Raw genomic sequence first — 20,455 nt, 5'->3', positions numbered from 1 at the left:
CAGGTGTGCACTTGATTATGTATTTAGTTTGCAACAACGGTAGAATTTCACCTAAGTTTTCTATCTGCTCACAGCGACCGCAGACTTTCTGAAAGATAAACTTAACCTACTTATCCGTTTCTATGATTATACTAAAGTTTCTATTTTTTTGCAAATAGATTTTTAATTTTATGCCCAATGATTTGGACTAAAGTTGGAAGCTTGACAACCTTATCATTACCTAGTTTTTCACGAGCAATTTTAAGAATTTTTCCAGAATCTTTTGAGGCAAAGAGGAATTTTCCTTGGTCTGTAAAAACTTCAAAGTGACGACTAACCTTACGGCCCGAAACATTGGCTCCGATTTGATTAACGCTAGACCATGGGATTTGAATATAATCCTCGACATTTCGGTCTGCGTAAAATTCTAGTGCTTGATCTCCAACAAGGAACTTTCCGACCTTTCCTGAAATGGAAAGATAGGAGGTTCCAGTTGTTTGTAGGTCAATGACTTTGTTGAGAGATTGAGCCATGTTTAGTCTTCCTTACTTTCACCGAAAAATGCTTGGTAGAGAGCCTTAAGAGCCGCTTTTTCTTGGTCTTTGTGGACAACGAACATGATAGAAACTTCACTAGAACCTTGCGACATCATTTGAATGTTGATCTTGTTTTCAGATAAGGCACGAGTAGCTGTAGCAGTTACCCCGATATGGCGCTTCATTTTTTCTCCAACAATCATAATGATTGAGAGATCGTGCTCAATTTCGGCGTGGTCTACCTCTGCCTTTTGAACAAGTTGACGAAGGATTTCTTCTTCCTTGATAGGAGTCAATTCTCGTGAACGTAGAATGATAGATAGGTCATCGATACCAGTTGGCATATGTTCCCAACCAATATTCAGGTCTTCTAGAATTTGAAGTACTTTACGACCAAAACCTACTTCGCGGTTCATCAGGTATTTAGACATATTGATGCTGACAAAACCAGAATCACCAGCAATCCCCACTACTGGGAATTCATCACTGCTGTGTTTTAGAACGATGCGAGTACCCGGATGTTCAGGATTATTGGTATTTTTGATAACAAGAGGGATTTTTCCGCGGTAGGCTGGAAGGAGTGCTTCGTCATGTAGTACAGAGAAACCTGCATAGGCCAATTCCCGCATTTCACGGTAAGTCAATTCAGGGATTGAGTGTGGTTTGTGAATGATACCAGGGTGGGCAGCAAAAATTCCGTCAACATCAGTGAAATTTTCATAAAGGTCAGCTTTAACTCCAGCTGCGATAATTGAACCAGTGATATCAGATCCACCACGTGAGAAGGTACAGATTTGATTCTCTTTAGTCACACCGAAGAATCCGGGAATAACCAGAACTTCCGTTCCATTATTGAGCTCTTCGATTTTATCATAACTTGAAGGAATGATACGAGCATTTCCAGGTTCGCTTGTAACAACAATCCCAGCCTCTCGTGGATGAACATAGCGCGCTTCTATACCATTTTGGTTAAAGTAAGCTGCAATCAGTTTAGCATTGTTATTTTCCCCTGCAGCAAGAAAGGTATCGTAAAGAAACTCATTGTCCTCAATTGGAAGAGTAGCAAGAGTTCGGATGCTTTTAGAGATTCGTTCTAAAACAGCTGGTTTAAGTCCTAGTTCGCTAACCATTGCAGCGTAACGATCGATAATCCAATTTTGACTAGCACTGATATCATTTCCTGCTACATAATCACGATAATATTTAATCAAAGCATCCGTAACCTTGGTATCTTCAGCATCGCGCTTTCCTGGTGCAGAAACAACTACAAAACGACGTTCAGGGTCACTTTTTACAATGTTTAAAACCTTTTTCAACTGGCTTGCAGAGGCGAGTGAACTTCCTCCAAATTTTACAACCTTCATAAAAACTCCTCAGTTAGTATTTTATACGATTATAGCAGAAAGAAGGGCTTTTTTCAATCTGCAATAGGAAAGGCTACATCTTATTAGAAGTCTGGACATGATTAGCTTAACTTAGTTATTTTAAGTATAGAAAACACTCTTTAAAAATCGGCTGATACACTTTTAATCGATTTTTGCTTGTGTAAATGAAAATAATAAGATATACTTTGAAGATAAAATAATTTAATAAGCTTTCTAAATTAAAGGAGTAGCTATGAATCATATTATCTTTCAAATTCAAGACGATTTAGCAACGATTACTTTAAATCGTCCCGAAGTGGCAAATGGTTTCCATATTCCTATGTGTGAAGAAATTTTAGAAGCACTGGAATTGGCTGAAAAAGACGACTCTGTTTCATTTATTCTCATTAATGCAGCAGGTAAGGTATTTTCAGTCGGTGGAGACTTAGTTGAGATGAAACGTGCTGTCGATGAAGATGATATTGCTTCACTTGCACGAATTGCTGAATTGGTTAATACAATTTCTTATAAGATTAAACAGATTTCTAAGCCAGTTATCATGGAGGTGGACGGAGCAGTTGCTGGAGCCGCAGCAAATATGGCTTTGGCTGTTGATTTCTGTATTGCATCTGACAAAGCTAAATTCATCCAGGCTTTTGTAGGTGTGGGCTTAGCTCCTGATGCAGGTGGCTTATTCTTGCTTACACGATCTCTAGGTGCAACTCGAGCAACTCAATTAGCAATGACAGGCGAAGCTTTTACCGCTGAAAAAGCCTTTGAAGCAGGAGCTTTGTATCGCCTATGCACTAGTGAACAATTAGAAAAAACAAGAGAACAATTGTTGAAGAAGTTGAGACGTGGTTCTTCAAATTCTTATGCAGCAATTAAAAAGCTCGTTTGGGAGAGTGAGTTCAAGCAGTGGCATGAATACGCCCAACTTGAATTGGAGCTACAAAAATCACTATCTTATACGGAAGATTTTAAAGAAGGTGTTCGTGCACATTCTGAAAGAAGACGTCCAAAATTTGTCGGGAAATAAAAAATACTTGCACTATTCTTTGAAGTTTGATATACTTTTCTTGTCAAATGTTTTGATTATTAAACTTTTTTGGTAAAGGAGGGAAGAGAAATGGACTACCAACAAGTCAATGACTATTTAACATCAATTTTTAACAATGTCCTAGTAATCGAGGAAGTAAGTTTGCGAGGTAGTCGTTTCAAGGATATCTCTATCAAAGAAATGCACACGATTGATGTTATCGGCAAGTATCCAGAAGTGACTCCGAGCCAAGTTTCCAAAGAGTTGATGGTAACTCTAGGGACTGTGACAACGAGTTTAAACAATTTGGAGAGAAAAGGATACATCGAACGTATCCGTTCAGATCAAGATCGTCGTGTAGTACATCTGCATTTGACAAAGAAAGGTCGTCTCGTTCACCGTCTTCACAAACGTTTCCATAAGGCCATGGTCGAAAGAATTATCGAAAGCATGAGTCCTGAAGAGATGGAAGTTATGGGTAAAGGGTTGACTAATCTTTATCACTTTTTGGAGGATTTGAAGTAATGGCTTTTGCAAAAATAAGCCAGGTCGCTCATTATGCTCCAGAGCAGATTATCACTAACGAAGACTTGGCTCAGGTCATGGATACGAGTGATGAATGGATCTCAAGTCGGACAGGGATTAAAGAACGTCATATTTCTAAAACAGAATCAACAGGAGATTTGGCTACAGAGGTTGCAAAGCAACTTATAGACAAGGCAGGGATTTCTGCTGAAGAGCTAGATTTTATTATTCTGGCGACTATGACACCTGACTCGATGATGCCTTCTACTGCAGCTCGTGTTCAGGCAAGAATTGGCGCTCACAAGGCTTTTGCCTATGATTTAACAGCCGCTTGTAGTGGATTTGTCTTTGCCCTATCAACTGCAGAAAAGTTCATTTCTTCAGGAACATATCGCAAGGGTCTGGTTATCGGTAGTGAGACCATGTCAAAATCTTTGGATTGGTCTGACCGCTCAACAGCTGTCTTGTTCGGAGATGGAGCTGGTGGAGTGCTACTTGAGGCAAGTGACCAAAAACATTTCTTAGCTGAAAGTCTCAATAGCGATGGTTCTCGTGGTGAGTGTCTCACTTATGGACAGACAGGATTGATTTCACCATTTTCGATTCAAGAAGAACCAGATGTTTTCTTGAAAATGGATGGGAGAGCAGTTTTTGACTTTGCAATTCGAGACGTGGCTAAATCTATTAAACAGACCATCGAAAAAAGTCCAATATCAGCAGATGAACTCGATTATCTCTTGCTTCATCAAGCTAATATTCGCATTTTAGATAAGATGGCTAGAAAAATCGGTGTCGATCGTGACAAGCTTCCTGCTAATATGATGAAGTATGGAAATACTAGTGCAGCAAGTATCCCGATTTTACTTTCTGAGTGTGTAGAAGAAGGGCTCATCCATTTGGATGGTAGCCAAAAAATTCTCTTGTCAGGTTTCGGTGGAGGTTTGACATGGGGCACACTTATTGTTACAATTTAGGTAATCATGTGGTGATCACATTGTTATAAAAAACTATTTATTTTAAAGGAGTCTATCATGGCAGTATTTGAAAAAGTACAAGAAATTATCGTTGAAGAACTTGGAAAAGATGCATCAGAAGTAACACTTGAATCTACTTTTGATGATTTGGATGCAGATTCATTGGACTTGTTCCAAGTAATCTCTGAAATCGAAGACGCTTTTGATATCCAAATCGAAGCAGAAGACAACTTGAAAACAGTTGGCGACTTGGTTGCTTACGTTGAAGAGCAAACAAAATAATTAGAATAAATAAAGAAGGAGTAGGGGAGACCCGCTCCCTCTTGTTTAGGTAATAGTTTGACCGTCAAATTATAATAAAGTCGAACTATTACGTAAGCAAGACTTATGGAGGCACTATGAAAACACGTATCACTGAACTATTAAATATTAAATATCCTATCTTCCAAGGTGGAATGGCCTGGGTGGCAGATGGAGATTTGGCTGGAGCTGTTTCAAAAGCTGGTGGGCTTGGTATCATTGGTGGGGGAAATGCACCTAAAGAAGTAGTTAAAGCCAATATCGATAAGATTAAATCTTTAACAGACAAGCCTTTTGGTGTAAACATTATGCTCTTGTCTCCATTTGTTGATGATATTGTTGACCTCGTTATTGAAGAAGGGGTTAAGGTAGTCACAACTGGTGCAGGAAACCCAAGTAAATACATGGAGCGATTCCATGAAGCGGGGATTACCGTTATTCCTGTAGTTCCAAGTGTTGCTTTGGCTAAACGTATGGAAAAAATCGGTGCGGATGCTGTCATTGCTGAAGGTATGGAAGCCGGCGGACATATTGGTAAATTAACAACTATGACCTTGGTTCGCCAAGTTGCGGCGGCTGTTTCAATTCCTGTTATCGCTGCAGGTGGTATTGCAGACGGCGAGGGAGCTGCAGCTGGATTTATGCTTGGTGCTGAAGCTGTTCAAGTAGGAACTCGTTTTGTAGTTGCTAAAGAATCTAATGCTCATCCAAACTATAAAGCTAAAATTTTAAAAGCCCGAGATATTGATACAACGATTTCAGCACAACATTTTGGACACGCAGTTCGTGCTATCAAAAACCAATTGACTCGTGATTTCGAGCAAGCTGAAAAAGATGCCTTTAAACAAGAAAATCCAGATTTGGAAATCTTTGAGCAAATGGGTGCTGGAGCCTTAGCTAAGGCTGTTGTCCATGGTGATGTGGATGGCGGTTCAGTAATGGCCGGCCAGATTGCAGGTTTGGTATCGAAAGAAGAAACAGTTGAAGAAATCTTAAAAGATATCTACTATGGTGCAGCTGAGAAAATTCAAAAAGAAGCCGCTCGTTGGGCAGGAGTTACAAGAAATGACTAAAACAGCCTTTCTATTTGCAGGTCAAGGAGCCCAGTACCTTGGAATGGGACGTGAACTATATGACCAATATGCTATCGTCAAGGAAACAATCGACCAAGCTAGCCAGGTCTTGGGTTATGATCTTCGTGACTTGATTGATAACGATGAAACGAAGCTAAATCAGACTCGTTACACACAACCAGCTATTTTGGCTACATCCGTTTCCATTTACCGACTACTAAAGGAGAAGGGTTACCAACCAGATATGGTGGCAGGTCTGTCTCTTGGTGAATATTCTGCCCTCGTAGCTAGTGGTGCTTTGGATTTTGAGGATGCGGTGGCTCTAGTTGCTAAGCGTGGATCTTATATGGAAGAAGCGGCACCTGCTGGATCTGGTAAAATGGTAGCCGTACTCAATACTCCAGTTGAAGTTATTGAACAAGCTTGTCAAGAAGCTTCTCAACTTGGTGTTGTGACTCCAGCTAACTACAATACCCCAAGCCAAATTGTTATTGGTGGTGAGGTAGTTGCTGTGGATCGTGCAGTTGAACTCTTGCAAGAAGCAGGAGCAAAACGCTTAATTCCGCTAAATGTTTCTGGGCCTTTCCATACAGCTTTATTGGAATCTGCTAGTCAAAAATTAGCTCAAGCCCTTACAGAAGTTGAATTTTCTGACTTTGCTTGTCCACTTGTTGGTAATACAGAAGCAAAGATCATGGAAAAAGAACGAATTGCAGAACTCTTGACTCGTCAAGTTAAGGAACCTGTTCGTTTTTATGAAAGCATTGCAGTCATGCAAGAAGCGGGAGTCACTCGTTTTATCGAGATTGGCCCTGGAAAAGTCTTGTCAGGATTCGTCAAAAAGATTGATAAAACTGCTCAACTTGCAAATGTTGAAGATCAAGCAAGTTTACAAGCACTCTTAGAAAATTAGACCAAAATAGTAGAAGTTCTGAAAGGAGAAAAATGAAACTAGAACAGAAAAATGTCTTTATTACAGGCTCAAGTCGAGGAATTGGTCTTGCCATTGCTCATAAATTTGCTAGCTTGGGAGCCAACGTTGTCTTGAATAGTCGTGGTGAAATCTCCGAGGAGCTTCTAGACGAATTTAAACCTTACGGGGTGAAGGTCCTTGCTATTTCTGGTGATGTTTCTGACTTCACAGATGCAAAACGCATGGTGGATCAAGCGATTGAAGAGCTAGGCTCAGTTGACGTCCTAGTGAATAACGCTGGGATTACTCAAGACACTCTCATGCTGAAGATGACAGAAGAAGATTTTGAGAAGGTCTTGAAAGTCAATCTAACGGGAGCCTTCAACATGACGCAAGCAGTCTTGAAGCAGATGATAAAAGCACGTGAAGGGGCCATTATCAATATGTCTAGTGTCGTTGGTTTGATGGGAAATATCGGTCAAGCAAACTACGCTGCATCTAAGGCTGGTTTGATTGGATTTACCAAATCAGTAGCACGTGAGGTGGCCAATCGTAATGTGCGTGTCAATGCCATTGCACCAGGAATGATCGAATCAGATATGACTGCAGTCCTATCTGATAAGGTAAAAGATGCCATGTTGGCACAAATTCCGATGAAACAATTCGGCCAAGCTGAGCAAGTGGCAGAGGTCACAGCCTTTCTTGCAAGCCAAGATTATCTAACGGGACAAGTCATTGCAATTGATGGTGGACTTACCATGCAATAAGAGTTAAAATAGAGGTATGAAAATGAAACTAAATCGTGTAGTAGTAACAGGTTATGGATTAACATCTCCAATTGGGAATACGCCAGAAGAATTTTGGAACAGTTTAAAGAATGGAAAGATTGGGATTGGTGAAATCACCAAGTTTGATCACAGTGCTTTTGACGTCCATAATGCAGCAGAGATTAATGATTTTCCTTTTGACAAATATTTTGTAAAAAAAGATACCAATCGTTTCGATGACTATTCTTTGTATGCCTTGTATGCCGCTCAAGAAGCAGTTGACCATGCTAATCTTGACGTAGAAGCACTTGATAAAGACCGCTTTGGTGTCATCGTTGCATCAGGTATCGGTGGAATCAGAGAAATCGAAGACCAAGTCCTTCGACTTCACGAAAAAGGTCCAAAACGTGTTAAACCATTAACACTTCCAAAAGCTTTGCCAAATATGGCTGCAGGAAATGTAGCTATGCGCTTTGGTGCCAATGGTATCTGTAAATCTATCAACACAGCTTGCGCTTCATCAAATGATGCTATCGGAGATGCCTTCCGTTCTATCAAATTTGGTTTCCAAGATATCATGCTTGTTGGTGGTTCAGAATCTTCTATTACACCATTTGCGATTGCCGGTTTCCAAGCCTTAACAGCTCTTTCAACAACAGAGGACCCAACTCGTGCTTCTATTCCATTTGACAAAGACCGTAATGGATTTGTTATGGGTGAAGGATCAGGTATGTTGGTTCTTGAAAGTTTAGAACATGCTGAAAAACGTGGTGCAACTATCCTAGCTGAAGTTGTTGGTTATGGAAATACTTGTGATGCCTACCATATGACTTCACCACATCCAGAAGGCCAAGGTGCTATTAAAGCTATCAAACTTGCCTTGGAGGAAGCTGAGATTACACCAGACCAAGTAGCCTACGTTAATGCACACGGTACATCAACTCCAGCTAATGAAAAAGGAGAAAGCGGAGCGATTGTAGCGGTTCTCGGTAAAGAAGTACCTGTATCTTCAACCAAGTCATTTACAGGACACTTGCTCGGTGCAGCAGGTGCAGTTGAAGCCATTGCAACAATTGAAGCAATCCGTAACAACTATGTTCCAATGACAGCTGGAACAACAGAATTGTCAGACTACATTGAAGCAAACGTTATTTATGGACAAGGTGTGGAACGTGAAATTCCTTATGCTATCTCAAATACTTTTGGATTTGGTGGGCATAATGCAGTTCTTGCTTTCAAACGTTGGGAGAATAAGTAAAGATGAATTTAAATGAAATCAAAGACTTGATGGCACAATTTGACCAGTCGAGCTTGAAAGAATTTTCTTATAAAAATGGAACGGACGAGTTGGTCTTCAGTAAGAATGAAGCAAAACTTGTTGCTGAAACAAGTCCAGCACCTCAACCTGTGGTTCCAGCAACTGCACCTACAGTTGCACCACAAGCTCCAACTACAACACCAGCTGCAGAAGCAGTTTCAGAATCAAGTGTTACTGAGTCTGTAGCTGAAGGAGACCTTGTAGAAAGTCCACTTGTCGGAGTTGCTTACTTGGCTGCCGGACCAGATAAACCTAATTTTGTTTCAGTTGGTGATACTGTTAAAAAAGGCCAAACCTTGGTCATCATCGAAGCTATGAAGGTCATGAACGAAATTCCAGCACCTAAAGACGGTGTCGTAACAGAAATTCTTGTTGAAAATGAAGAAATGGTTGAGTTCGGGAAAGGCTTGGTACGTATCAAATGATTGATATTCAAGGAATTAAAGAAGCTTTGCCCCACCGCTATCCGATGCTCTTAGTGGATCGTGTCTTGGAGGTCAGTGAAGATACAATCGTTGCCATTAAAAATGTGACGATTAACGAACCTTTCTTCAACGGTCATTTTCCTCAATACCCTGTAATGCCAGGTGTCCTGATCATGGAAGCTTTGGCACAAACAGCAGGTGTTTTGGAATTGTCTAAACCTGAAAACAAAGGGAAACTTGTTTTCTATGCTGGTATGGACAAAGTGAAATTTAAAAAACAAGTTGTTCCTGGTGATCAGCTTGTCATGACAGCAACTTTTATCAAACGTCGTGGCACAATCGCCGTAGTAGAAGCGAAGGCAGAAGTAGATGGTAAGCTTGCAGCAAGCGGTACTCTGACATTTGCTATTGGAAACTAGGGAGGTTTTCCATGTTTCGTAAGATTTTAATTGCCAATCGTGGTGAAATTGCTGTTCGTATTATTCGTGCGGCACGAGAGTTAGGAATTGCAACAGTCGCTGTCTATTCAACTGCTGACAAGGAAGCTCTCCACACGCTTTTGGCTGATGAGGCTATCTGTATCGGCCCTGGGAAGGCTACAGAATCTTATCTGAACATCAATGCCATCCTATCAGCTGCAGTATTGACTGAAGCTGAAGCTATTCACCCTGGATTTGGTTTTTTAAGTGAAAATTCCAAGTTTGCAACCATGTGTGAAGAAGTTGGTATCAAATTTATCGGACCATCAGCTCGTGTCATGGATGTCATGGGAGATAAAATTAACGCCCGTGCTCAAATGATTAAGGCTAATGTACCTGTCATTCCAGGATCAGATGGCGAAGTCCATACTGCAGAAGAGGCTCTTGCTATTGCTGAAAAAATTGGTTATCCAGTTATGCTGAAAGCTTCAGCTGGAGGTGGTGGTAAAGGGATTCGTAAGGTTGAAAAGGCAGAGGATCTTGTGTCAGCCTTTGAAACAGCCTCTAGTGAAGCTAAAGCCAACTTTGGTAATGGGGCTATGTATCTTGAGCGTGTGATTTATCCTGCTCGCCATATTGAAGTACAGATTCTTGCTGACCAGATGGGACATGTTATTCACCTAGGAGAGCGTGACTGTTCGCTTCAACGGAATAACCAAAAGGTTTTAGAAGAAAGTCCTTCGATTGCTATCGGGAAAACACTTCGTAATGAAATTGGTGCAGCGGCAGTACGTGCAGCGGAGTCTGTAGGCTACGAAAACGCTGGTACCATTGAATTCCTGCTAGATGAAGCGACTGGTAAATTCTACTTTATGGAAATGAATACGCGTGTCCAAGTGGAACACCCGGTAACTGAATTTGTTTCAGGTGTGGATATTGTCAAGGAACAAATCCGAATCGCTGCAGGTCAATCTTTGACCTTGAAGCAAGAAGACATTGTTCTAAAAGGACATGCTATTGAGTGCCGTATCAATGCAGAAAACCCAGCCTTTAATTTTGCACCAAGTCCAGGTAAGATTACCAATCTTTATCTACCAAGTGGTGGTGTGGGCTTGCGAGTGGACTCAGCAGTTTATCCTGGTTATACCATTCCGCCATACTATGATAGTATGATTGCTAAAATTATTGTTCATGGTGAAAATCGTTTTGATGCACTCATGAAAATGCAACGAGCTCTTTATGAGCTCGAAATTGAAGGGGTTGTCACTAATGCTGATTTCCAACTCGATTTGATTTCAGATCGTCGCGTGATAGCAGGAGACTACGATACTTCATTCTTGATGGAAACTTTCTTACCACACTATCAAGAAAAAGAATAATGTAAAAATAGTATAAGACTGAAAAGGGGGATGTATGGCTCTATTTAGTAAAAAAGATAAATATATTCGAATCAATCCCAATCGTTCGACTGTAAATCAACCTCAGATCAAGCCAGAGGTTCCAGATGAGCTCTTCTCCCAATGTCCAGGTTGCAAATATACGATTTACCAAAAGGACTTGGGGAGTGAACGTATTTGTCCTCACTGTGGCTATACCTTCCGTATTTCAGCTCAAGAGCGCCTTGCTTTAACCATTGATATGGGAAGCTTCCTAGAGATGTTCACAGGAATTGAGACGCAAGATCCATTGGAATTTCCAGGTTACCAGAAAAAATTAGCCTCTATGCGTGAAAAAACAGGTCTTGATGAGGCTGTTGTCACAGGAACTGCTTTGATTAAGGGTGAGAAAGTTGCTCTCGGAATCATGGATTCTAATTTTATCATGGCATCTATGGGAACAGTAGTTGGTGAAAAAATCACTCGTTTGTTTGAATACGCGACAGCTGAAAAATTACCAGTCGTCTTGTTTACAGCATCTGGTGGAGCACGTATGCAAGAAGGAATCATGAGTTTGATGCAGATGGCTAAAATCTCTGCAGCAGTCAAACGTCATTCCAATGCAGGTTTATTTTACCTAACAATCCTTACTGATCCAACAACTGGTGGTGTTACAGCTTCCTTTGCTATGGAGGGTGATATCATCTTGGCAGAGCCTCAAAGTTTAGTAGGATTTGCTGGACGCCGTGTCATTGAAAATACCGTAAGGGAAGATTTGCCAGAGGATTTCCAGAAGGCAGAGTTTTTGTTAGAACATGGCTTTGTGGATGCGATTGTTAAACGGAGAGAATTGCCAGATATGATTGCTCGATTAGTAAGGTTACATAAGGGGGATTGTTTATGAATATTGCAAAAATCGTCAGAGAAGCACGTGAACAAACCCGCTTAACTGCCTTGGACTTCGCAACCGGAATATTTGATGACTTTGTAGAGCTCCATGGTGATCGCTCTTTCCGAGATGATGGTGCTGTTATTGGTGGTATCGGTTGGTTGGGAGACCAAGCAGTAACTGTTGTTGGGATTCAAAAAGGTAAAAGTTTACAAGACAATCTTAACCGTAACTTTGGTCAACCTCATCCAGAAGGCTATCGAAAAGCCCTTCGCTTGATGAAGCAGGCTGAAAAATTTGGTCGTCCTGTTGTAACCTTTATCAACACTGCGGGTGCCTATCCTGGTGTCGGTGCAGAGGAGCGTGGTCAAGGTGAAGCTATTGCTCGTAACCTCATGGAGATGAGCGATCTTAAGGTGCCAATTATTGCCATTATTATTGGTGAAGGTGGTTCTGGTGGAGCCCTAGCTCTTGCAGTAGCTGACCGTGTTTGGATGTTAGAAAACTCAATCTATGCAGTTCTCAGTCCTGAAGGATTTGCGTCTATTCTTTGGAAAGATGGCAGTCGTGCCATGGAAGCTGCAGAGTTGATGAAAATTACTTCTTTCGAATTGCTAGATATGAAGATTGTAGATAAGGTTATTTCTGAGGTGGGCCTATCAAGCAAAGATTTAATCAAGCAAGTCAAAGAACAACTCCGAGCAGAACTTGATGAACTTGGGAAACTTCCACTAGATCAACTTATTGAGGAACGTTACAAACGCTTTAGAAAATATTAAGAAATATAAAAAAGCTAGAACTTATAATAGTTCTAACTTTTTTGTTAACCTGGACTCCAAGTTTCGATGGAAGTGTAGTAAAAAAGTGTTTGATAATAGTCAAACACTTTTTTCTATATTTAGTTTTCTTCAGTTACAAACTGGCTGAGCAGTCCGTTGATGAAACGGGCTGATTTTTGATCTGAAAAGCTTTTTGCAAGTTCAATAGCTTCATTCACAGCTACGAGTTGAGGAGTATCAAATGAAGTGATTTCGAAAACTCCCAAACGCAATAAATTCTTTTCAACTAAGGTTAAACGTTCAATCGTCCAACCAGCCTTTAAATGCTGAGTGATTTGTTTGTCTAGTTCCTCTTTTTGAGCTTGAACACCAGATACAAGATCGATTAGGAAGCTAGGGAGTTTTACCTCGTCGTCTTCTCGATCATGAGTATAAGCGAAGCGACAAGCTGTTTCAATATCAGAACCATATTCAAGACTCATCAGTGCTTGGAAGGCACATTTTCGTAGTTCGCGTCTAGATTCTAATAATGGACTAGTCATTGAGGAAGTCCTCATCAAACAAATCTTTTAATGCTGGTTTTGGTGTCTTATCTGGTGCAATACCAGCAACGTGAATATTCACAGCATTGAGTTCAACATCAGCCATATTACGAACGGCATCTTTTACAGCTTTTTGAATAGCCATTGCAACCTTAGGAACCTTGACACCATACTCAAGATAGAGATAGATATCAGCTGTTAGCTCTTCTTCAGATTCTTTTAGATAGACGCCACGACCAAGTGAAAGTTTTGAAAGGGTGTCAGATACTGATTTGTTTGAAAAAGAGTGGACACCATCAACTTTAGCTGTAGCGATTGCAATGATTTTTTCAAGTACACGTGGGGCGATAACGATTTCGCCTAATTGTTCTTCAATTCCCATAGAATGACCTCTTTCTAGAGATTAGGCACGAGAAACGTAAGTTCCTTCTGCAGTGTTGATAACGAGTTTTTGTCCTGCTTCGATGAAGTCTGGAACGTTAACGACAAGTCCAGTTTCCATTGTAGCTGGTTTACCAGAACCGGTAACAGTAGCACCTTTAATAGAAGGTTGAGTTTCAGCAACTGTCAATTCAACAGTTGTAGGTACTGTTACACCGATTACTTCAGTTCCATAAAATTGAATTTTAACTTCAGAATTTTCAAGGATGTAAAGCAATTCATTTTCAACATTTACAACAGGAATTTCGTATTGGTCGTAAGTTTCAGTGTTCATGAAATAAGCTGTATCATCCATTTTGTACAAGTATTGTGCTGGCACAGTTTCGATAATCGCTTGTTCAAATTTTTCCTCTGGGCGGTAGCTAGTTTCAAATGTTGAACCAGTACGGACATCACGCAATTTCATACGCATGATAGTGTTTCCTTTACCTGGTTTGTGGTGGCTAGCTTCCAAAACGCGGATCAATTTTCCGTCAGCTGTTTCAAAGGTCATACCAGCCTTTAATTTACTTGCTTCAATCATGTTTTTACCTCTTTAATAAAATAATTTACTCTTTATTGTATCATAAGTCGTAAGATTTCTCAAATATCAGGGAAGTGAGATTAGTTGACAGGAACGATGTTTCCTTCTTCATCTTTGGTTACTAATACGTACTTGCCATCGACTTCGATGTAGAAGTTTTTATTAGTTGGTTTTTCTTGACTAGTAGTTTCTACTGAAGGAGTTGTTACTTCTTGAGTTGTAGATTCTTGAACAGGAGTTGTTACTTCTGGATTAGTAGTTTCTACTGAGTTAGCGGGTTGTTCAGGGATAACAGTTTCTACTGGGCTAGCAACTTGCTCAGGACTTGCAGTTTGGGTCGGAGTAAATGCTTGGTTTGGATCAGCAGGTTGTACTGGGGGAACAGTTTGATTTGGACTAACAGGTTGAGCTTGTTGGGTGAGTTGGCCACCGAGAGTTTGACCGAGATTCATACCCATAAACATGTTCATACCATTGCCATTACCTTCGTTATTGGCTGCCGCAATTAGAGCTTCGTTACGAGCACGACGTTCTTCAATTTCGATGGTATTGTATTTCATTGCAACGAGTTCGCTGTCAAGTTTTCGAACAAGTTCCAAGCTTTCTTGGTCGTAGCTCAAATCCTCAAGAAGGATATTGGTTGCTTCAATACCGTAAAGTCCTGTCCATACCTTGTTGACTTCTTGTTTAGCGATTTCATTGAAGGTATCCTGATTAGCATTTAGGCTATAGATATCAACTCGGTACTCATTAGTGAATTTGGAAATTGCGATAGCAATTTTAGGAGAGATATTTTGTCGAAGAGTTCCTTGAGCAATATCTTGGAGTGTAAATGGTTTATGTTCTTCAATCTGTTGACTGATTGAGCTAACGTAGAAAAGGACTGGATCAGAAATCTTGATATCAAATAAACCATAGAAACGGATGTTGAGCAATTGTTGGTAACGTTCACTGAAGTATTCTACAGCGTTTTGGGTACCAAATTTATTACCCGCAATCGGTTGGATACGGACAAAGATGATTTCTTGTTGAGTAACGACTTGACCAGCGAATGAAAAGCGGTGCTTGAAGTTTTCCCAAGTGCCCTTAATTCCCCCTTTTTCTAGAAGCCAAGCGTTTTCGCCAGAGCGCCATTCATGGCTACCAGCTTCTAAAACATCACCAAGGAAAGTACCGTTATTTACAAGGATAGCAACATAACCTTGTGGCACAATTACGACAGAACCATCTGTTAAAAGTCCTGTATGTTGATTACCTTGTCTAGAAACTCCGTCAGGGTCTTTTGTAAGAAGAATTCCTTTAACAGCTAATGCTTCTGATGATACGTGTTCTGGAAGTACAACGGCTTCCTTAAATTTACTGTCATTAAGACTATTAATTCCAGCAGATTTGGCAACATCAACAACTCCCTTAATTTGCTCTTTGGCCATACGAATAAATCCCATAATTTCCTCCTAATTATATAGTTCGTCTTCATCCACAACTTCATAGGTATCAAGAACCCATTGGTTTGGACTACGGGTGATATCAGATCCGCAATAGTCACATTTGCTGATAGCTGATATTTTCAGTGGAGCGCCACAGTTTGGACAGCGGTCGCTAACGGCTTCATCTTGGACAGAGCTTTCGGTTTGACTGCCATGTTTGCGGATGAAGTTCATTTGATAAACTGTAAATAAATCTTTTTGAGGGTCTCCCTCAATAACCTTACGAGTCTTATCTTCGATGACATAGTCTCTCAAAGTAGATGAAAGGATAACAACTAGAGTATCATTTCCATCTGGATTTTCGTAGAAATCTTTGATTCGAACATTCTCGACATAAACTCGTTCCAAAATATTCGTTGTTTGAGATTGGATATAGTCTTCCAGTTGGGCACTATGTTGAGAGTAGAGGCTGGCACTTTCAAGAGAACGCACCAAATTCCAATCTTTTTTAGTCCAGGCTGCCTGTAATTGGATATAGACTTCTTTAACCCATGAAGTGAAAGTGTCTGCATCAAAGTTTGGGTCCCCAGAACGGACACGATCGATAGCCAAGGTGTTGTTTATCACTCGACGGTGAAGTGTTGGTTCAGCATTGTAGCTAGGCGAGCTGCCATAAGATTTACCAGATGATGAATTCTGGTCACTCAAATATTTGATGAGCATGAAGAGTAAGAAAGCTCCGACACCAAACATGATAAGAATGCTCATTCCTGTCCCTAGAGAACCATCTAAACTTGAGTAGCTACCGCCAGAACGATAGCTGCTTCTAGAAGAAGAACTACCATTTGAACGACTTCGGCTAGAACTACTACTTCGAGAACTGCTACTGCTTCGTGAGCTACTGTGACTAGAGCTACCACTTCGAGAATGTCCAACACCTGCATCGATTGATTGCAGGGGTGTCACAAAGAGAAGAAGCAAGAAAGTAGCGATAAGAGTATATAACTTTTTCATATGTCTCCTAACTATGTGAGTACAAAAATAGTTTTTGCTAAATTTTATGTCTATAAAGAGTTTTGGAGTTTTATTGTTTTATTTTCAATAAACCACCCTATAATCCAACCAAATACGAGTAAATAATTCTCGATAGCACCAATCGCATTAACAGGAGAATGAAATTCAATAAAACTTAACAAATGATTTGTTCCTATTCCTATACCACCAATAATAAGGGCAAGAAGGGCAATTCTCAGGTAAAACCAATCGTACTTAATATTAACAGCAAGAATAATAATTAAGACAGCTAGATTCCAAATTCCAATTTCTCTTTGCCATCCTACAGAAATACCGTAACCAGAATGCTCTCCCATATAGGATGGGAGAAAGATTTGTAGAATAGAAGCACCCAACATTGCGATAATAACTAAAATAAATAGTACTCGTAAAAATTTGTTCATTTATTCTCCTTATTCTATTTTTTAGTAGAAAAGGCTATTAACGAAAGTATATTTACTCGTTCTCTTTCAACTTAGCCAATTCTTGGGAAAGTAGTTTAAGAGCAACTTGTGGATTGGCTTGGCCCTTGGTTGCTTTCATGAGGAATCCTGTGAAGGCCTTGTCAGCGTTACGTTTTCCTGACTTGAAGTCGGCAACAGCAACTTCGTTATCAGCAAAGACTTGATGGATGATTGGAATCAAGATATCTGGATCTGAGATCTGAACCAAACCGGCTTTTTCAACGTATTCACGAGCACCTCCACCATTTTTAGCAAGGTGGACAAAGACTTTCTTGGCAATCTTAGATGAAATAGTGCCGTCTTCGATGATAGCGATCATTTCTACTAAGTTTTCTGGAGTTAACTCAATTTGTTCTAGTGTCTTACCTTCAGCATTCAAGAACTGAGCGACTTCACCTTGGAGCCAGTTTGAGACTTGCTTAGCATCGCCACCAAGGGCAACTGCTTTCTCAAAGAAGTCAGAAGTGACTTTATTGGCAGTCAACTGGCTAGCATCGTAGTCTGATAATCCGAGTTGAGAGACATAGCGAGCACGGCGTTCTTTTGGAAACTCTGGTAACTCAGTACGCATTTCCTCAATCCACTCATCTGAGATTTCAAAGAGTGGTAGATCTGGTTCTGGGAAGTAGCGGTAGTCTGCAGCACCTTCCTTAACACGCATGAGGATAGTTGCTTTATTAGCTTCGTCGTAACGACGTGTTTCTTGGCGAATTTGACCACCTGAGCGAAGGATTTCAGCCTGACGTTGCACTTCGTATTCAAGACCCTTACGCACGTTTGAGAAGGAGTTCAAGTTTTTCAACTCAGTCTTGGTACCGAATTTCTCTTGACCATAAGGACGAAGAGAGATATTGGCATCCACACGCATAGACCCTTCCTCCATCTTAACGTCAGAAATACCAGCGTACTGAATAACTTCCTTAAGAGCTGTTAGATAAGCGTAAGCTTCTTCTGGTGAACGCATGTCGGCTTCAGATACAATCTCAATCAAAGGCACCCCTTGGCGGTTGAGGTCGACATAAGAGAAACCATCTGTTCCGTGGGTGTTCTTACCGGCATCTTCTTCCAAGTGGGCACGTTCGATACCGATTTTCTTAGTTGTACCATCTTCAAGTTCTACTTCAATCCAACCGTTGTAACCGATTGGCTCATCAAACTGAGAAATTTGGTAGGCTTTAGGATTGTCAGGATAGAAGTAGTTCTTGCGGTCAAAGTGCATCTTCTGGTGTATGTCCATGTTGAGGGCAAGAGCTGCCTTGATACCAGCATCCACAACACCTTTATTGAGAACAGGTAGTACTCCTGGGAAAGACCAGTCAATTACGTTAGTATTGGCGTTTTGGTCATTTCCAAAGTGGGCAGAAGTAGGTGAGAAGATTTTTGAATTGGTGTTGAGCTCTACGTGGACTTCAAGTCCAATGACTGTTTCAAAGTTCATTAGTTATCACCTCCAAAAATCACGGGTTGTTGTTTGTGGTAATCTGTTGTTGCTTCAAAAGCAGCAGCAGCTTGGTAAATAGTCTTTTCTGAATATTTAGGACCAATCAATTGGAGTCCTACTGGTAGACCTTGAACAAATCCAGCAGGAATAGAAATTCCTGGCAGACCAGCCAAGTTGACAGGGATAGTCAAAAGGTCAGCCAAGTACATAGCAACTGGATCATGGTTGAGTGAATCCAAGTCGTAGGCAACGCTAGGAGCAGTTGGTCCCAAAATCAAGTCATAATCAGCAAAGACTTTTTCGAAATCTTGGATGATGAGGGTACGGACTTGTCCAGCCTTCTTGTAGTAGGCATCATAGTAACCTGATGAAAGACTGAAAGTACCAAGCATGATACGGCGTTTTACTTCTTCGCCGAAGCCTTGGCTACGGCTGTTTACATAGATTTCATCAAGATTCGTTGCATCCTCTGCGCGGTAGCCGTAACGGATACCGTCAAAACGTTGTAAGTTTGATGATGCTTCTGATGAAGCGATAATGTAGTAAACGGCAACTCCGTATTTAGAGTGAGGAAGGCTAACTTCTTCAACGATAGCACCAAGTTTTTCAAAGTGCTTAGCAGCGTTGAGGATAGATTCCTTTACCTCTGGGTCAATCCCTTCACCAAGGTATTCCTTAGGCAAAGCAATTCTCATGCCCTTAATGTCTTGACCGATTTTTGAAGTAAAGTCTGCTACACGAACAGGAGCAGAAGTAGAGTCTTTGGCATCTTCACTGGCAATCGCATTGAGCAATAGGGCGTTTTCCTTCACAGTTGGAGCGAAAGGCCCAATCTGGTCTAATGAACTACCAAAGGCAATAAGACCAAAACGTGAAACAGTTCCATAGGTTGGCTTGAGACCAACGATCCCGTTGAAGGCAGCAGGTTGGCGGATAGATCCACCAGTATCAGAACCAAGTGATAAACGGACTTGTCCAGAAGCTACAGCAGCAGCTGAACCACTTGATGATCCACCAGGAACCTTGCTGTGGTCCCAAGCATTTTTAGTTGGTCCATAATATGATGTTTCGCCAGAACCACCCATAGCAAACTCATCCATGTTGGTTTTTCCGACAATAATCATGCCCTTAGATTTTGCATTGGCAACAGCTGTGGCATCAAAGATAGGCTCGTAGTTATAGAGCATTTTTGAGGCTGCTGTTGTTAAGAGACCATCTGTAGAAATGTTATCCTTAACAGCTAGGGGAATCCCTGAAAGAACATTGTCAGCATCGATTCCAGCTTCATCAATAGCTTTAGCTTGAGCAAGAGCTTGATCTTCAGCGATAGTGACAAAGGCATTGATAGCCTCTTCACGCGCCTTGATATCGTCAAGTGTCGCTTGGGTAAGTTCTGTTGCTGAAATTTCCTTAGAAACAAGGAGGTTGTGCAAATCTTCAATCGTTTTATTGTTAAAAGTCATTAGGCATCTCCTCCGTCATCTAGGATAGCTGGTACCTTGATATAGTAGTTTTCTTTTTCAGGTACATTTTTAAACAAGCGGTCACGGTCAGTTCCTTTTTCAGCAACATCCGGTCGCAATACGGTCTTACGATCAGCCATGGTAGTCGTTGGTTCAACACCAGTTGTGTCAACTTCACTGAGCAATTCAACCATATCAACAATTTTAGACAAGGTTGTCGCAAACTCAGCTGTTTCATTTTCAGTGAATTTTAATTTAGAAAGATTGGCAACGTGAGTCACCTCTTCTTGCGTAATTTTCATCTTTTATCCTTTCGTGAAATGATGATTCTTTATCTGTTCTATTTTACCATATTTTCCTATAAATAAGGCAAGTCAAGCTAAAAAGAAACAGAAATTGAAAAATACTTTTTATTTCGATATAAT

General features: G+C 40.7%; 24 protein-coding genes. 13 read left to right on the top strand and 11 right to left on the bottom strand.

Going from position 1 to position 20,455, the window contains the following annotated elements; genetic code table 11:
• Positions 1–140: 140 nt before the first annotated feature.
• Together NMM19_RS01820 and NMM19_RS01815 are read right to left on the bottom strand one after the other, a co-directional pair.
• A complete protein-coding gene (locus tag NMM19_RS01820; RefSeq protein ID WP_178895415.1) occupies positions 141–512 on the bottom strand; it encodes a DUF956 family protein in 372 nt (123 codons plus the stop codon).
• Positions 513–514: 2 nt separating this feature from the next.
• Positions 515–1,879 (bottom strand): aspartate kinase, encoded by a 1,365-nt coding sequence (locus NMM19_RS01815; RefSeq protein ID WP_178895414.1) that lies wholly within the window; start codon positions 1,877–1,879, stop codon positions 515–517.
• Positions 1,880–2,132: 253 nt separating this feature from the next.
• Here NMM19_RS01815 and NMM19_RS01810 point away from each other — a divergent pair, with 253 nt between their 5' ends.
• From NMM19_RS01810 to NMM19_RS01750, 13 genes are all read left to right on the top strand, one after another.
• Positions 2,133–2,918 (top strand): enoyl-CoA hydratase, encoded by a 786-nt coding sequence (locus tag NMM19_RS01810; RefSeq protein WP_178895413.1) that lies wholly within the window; start codon positions 2,133–2,135, stop codon positions 2,916–2,918.
• A 90-nt stretch (positions 2,919–3,008) separates the two neighbouring features.
• Positions 3,009–3,443, top strand: a complete 435-nt coding sequence (locus NMM19_RS01805; RefSeq protein WP_178895412.1) for a MarR family winged helix-turn-helix transcriptional regulator — start codon at positions 3,009–3,011, stop codon at positions 3,441–3,443.
• Positions 3,443–4,417, top strand: coding sequence for a beta-ketoacyl-ACP synthase III (locus tag NMM19_RS01800; protein WP_178895411.1), 975 nt, complete (start codon positions 3,443–3,445; stop codon positions 4,415–4,417). The genes NMM19_RS01805 and NMM19_RS01800 overlap by 1 nt, the downstream gene beginning before the upstream one ends.
• Positions 4,418–4,474: 57 nt before the next feature.
• Positions 4,475–4,699, top strand: a complete 225-nt coding sequence (locus tag NMM19_RS01795; protein ID WP_000257840.1) for an acyl carrier protein — start codon at positions 4,475–4,477, stop codon at positions 4,697–4,699.
• Between the two features lie 116 nt (positions 4,700–4,815).
• Positions 4,816–5,790 carry an enoyl-[acyl-carrier-protein] reductase FabK gene (fabK, locus tag NMM19_RS01790; RefSeq protein ID WP_016466762.1) on the top strand — a complete coding sequence of 325 codons (975 nt, stop codon included), beginning with the start codon at positions 4,816–4,818 and terminating at the stop codon, positions 5,788–5,790.
• Entirely contained in the window at positions 5,783–6,703 is a 921-nt protein-coding gene (gene fabD / locus NMM19_RS01785; RefSeq protein ID WP_178895410.1) for an ACP S-malonyltransferase, read from the top strand. Before fabK ends, fabD begins: the two co-directional genes overlap by 8 nt.
• Before the next feature lie 32 nt (positions 6,704–6,735).
• Positions 6,736–7,470: a 3-oxoacyl-[acyl-carrier-protein] reductase gene (fabG, locus tag NMM19_RS01780; protein WP_036756905.1), complete on the top strand. Its 735-nt coding sequence runs from the start codon at positions 6,736–6,738 to the stop codon at positions 7,468–7,470.
• Between the two features lie 22 nt (positions 7,471–7,492).
• On the top strand, positions 7,493–8,728 hold the full coding sequence (gene fabF / locus NMM19_RS01775) for a beta-ketoacyl-ACP synthase II (protein WP_178895660.1): 1,236 nt from the start codon (positions 7,493–7,495) through the stop codon (positions 8,726–8,728).
• Between the two features lie 2 nt (positions 8,729–8,730).
• A complete protein-coding gene (gene accB, locus NMM19_RS01770; RefSeq protein ID WP_178895409.1) occupies positions 8,731–9,213 on the top strand; it encodes an acetyl-CoA carboxylase biotin carboxyl carrier protein in 483 nt (160 codons plus the stop codon).
• Entirely contained in the window at positions 9,210–9,632 is a 423-nt protein-coding gene (gene fabZ / locus NMM19_RS01765; RefSeq protein WP_050086899.1) for a 3-hydroxyacyl-ACP dehydratase FabZ, read from the top strand. The genes accB and fabZ overlap by 4 nt, the downstream gene beginning before the upstream one ends.
• 11 nt (positions 9,633–9,643) lie before the next feature.
• Entirely contained in the window at positions 9,644–11,011 is a 1,368-nt protein-coding gene (gene accC / locus NMM19_RS01760) for an acetyl-CoA carboxylase biotin carboxylase subunit (RefSeq protein WP_178895408.1), read from the top strand.
• A gap of 34 nt (positions 11,012–11,045) precedes the next feature.
• A complete protein-coding gene (accD, locus tag NMM19_RS01755) occupies positions 11,046–11,912 on the top strand; it encodes an acetyl-CoA carboxylase, carboxyltransferase subunit beta (protein WP_049527076.1) in 867 nt (288 codons plus the stop codon).
• Positions 11,909–12,676: an acetyl-CoA carboxylase carboxyl transferase subunit alpha gene (locus NMM19_RS01750; protein WP_178895407.1), complete on the top strand. Its 768-nt coding sequence runs from the start codon at positions 11,909–11,911 to the stop codon at positions 12,674–12,676. Before accD ends, NMM19_RS01750 begins: the two co-directional genes overlap by 4 nt.
• 119 nt (positions 12,677–12,795) lie before the next feature.
• Here NMM19_RS01750 and nusB read toward each other — a convergent pair whose 3' ends face one another.
• The 9 genes from nusB to gatC form a co-directional block, all read right to left on the bottom strand.
• Positions 12,796–13,218: a transcription antitermination factor NusB gene (gene nusB, locus NMM19_RS01745; protein WP_178895406.1), complete on the bottom strand. Its 423-nt coding sequence runs from the start codon at positions 13,216–13,218 to the stop codon at positions 12,796–12,798.
• Entirely contained in the window at positions 13,211–13,600 is a 390-nt protein-coding gene (locus tag NMM19_RS01740; protein WP_006150382.1) for an Asp23/Gls24 family envelope stress response protein, read from the bottom strand. Before NMM19_RS01740 ends, nusB begins: the two co-directional genes overlap by 8 nt.
• Before the next feature lie 21 nt (positions 13,601–13,621).
• The gene (efp, locus tag NMM19_RS01735; protein ID WP_004251910.1) at positions 13,622–14,182 is read right to left on the bottom strand and encodes an elongation factor P; all 561 of its coding nucleotides are present in this window, start codon (positions 14,180–14,182) and stop codon (positions 13,622–13,624) included.
• Positions 14,183–14,262: 80 nt separating this feature from the next.
• Positions 14,263–15,627, bottom strand: a complete 1,365-nt coding sequence (locus tag NMM19_RS01730) for an SPFH domain-containing protein (protein ID WP_178895405.1) — start codon at positions 15,625–15,627, stop codon at positions 14,263–14,265.
• A 9-nt stretch (positions 15,628–15,636) separates the two neighbouring features.
• On the bottom strand, positions 15,637–16,623 hold the full coding sequence (locus NMM19_RS01725; RefSeq protein WP_178895404.1) for a zinc-ribbon domain-containing transport protein: 987 nt from the start codon (positions 16,621–16,623) through the stop codon (positions 15,637–15,639).
• A 50-nt stretch (positions 16,624–16,673) separates the two neighbouring features.
• Positions 16,674–17,066, bottom strand: coding sequence for a hypothetical protein (locus NMM19_RS01720; RefSeq protein WP_178895403.1), 393 nt, complete (start codon positions 17,064–17,066; stop codon positions 16,674–16,676).
• Between the two features lie 52 nt (positions 17,067–17,118).
• Positions 17,119–18,564 (bottom strand): Asp-tRNA(Asn)/Glu-tRNA(Gln) amidotransferase subunit GatB, encoded by a 1,446-nt coding sequence (gene gatB / locus NMM19_RS01715; RefSeq protein ID WP_178895402.1) that lies wholly within the window; start codon positions 18,562–18,564, stop codon positions 17,119–17,121.
• On the bottom strand, positions 18,564–20,030 hold the full coding sequence (gene gatA / locus NMM19_RS01710) for an Asp-tRNA(Asn)/Glu-tRNA(Gln) amidotransferase subunit GatA (protein ID WP_178895401.1): 1,467 nt from the start codon (positions 20,028–20,030) through the stop codon (positions 18,564–18,566). The genes gatB and gatA overlap by 1 nt, the downstream gene beginning before the upstream one ends.
• Positions 20,030–20,332, bottom strand: a complete 303-nt coding sequence (gatC, locus tag NMM19_RS01705; protein WP_178895400.1) for an Asp-tRNA(Asn)/Glu-tRNA(Gln) amidotransferase subunit GatC — start codon at positions 20,330–20,332, stop codon at positions 20,030–20,032. The genes gatA and gatC overlap by 1 nt, the downstream gene beginning before the upstream one ends.
• Positions 20,333–20,455 lie beyond the last annotated feature (123 nt).

The organism is Streptococcus sp. CF8_St5-17 (assembly GCF_024295665.1).
Lineage (GTDB): Bacteria > Bacillota > Bacilli > Lactobacillales > Streptococcaceae > Streptococcus.
Note: the sequence above shows the minus strand (reverse complement) of the source record. Positions and strands in the feature narration are given on the sequence as shown.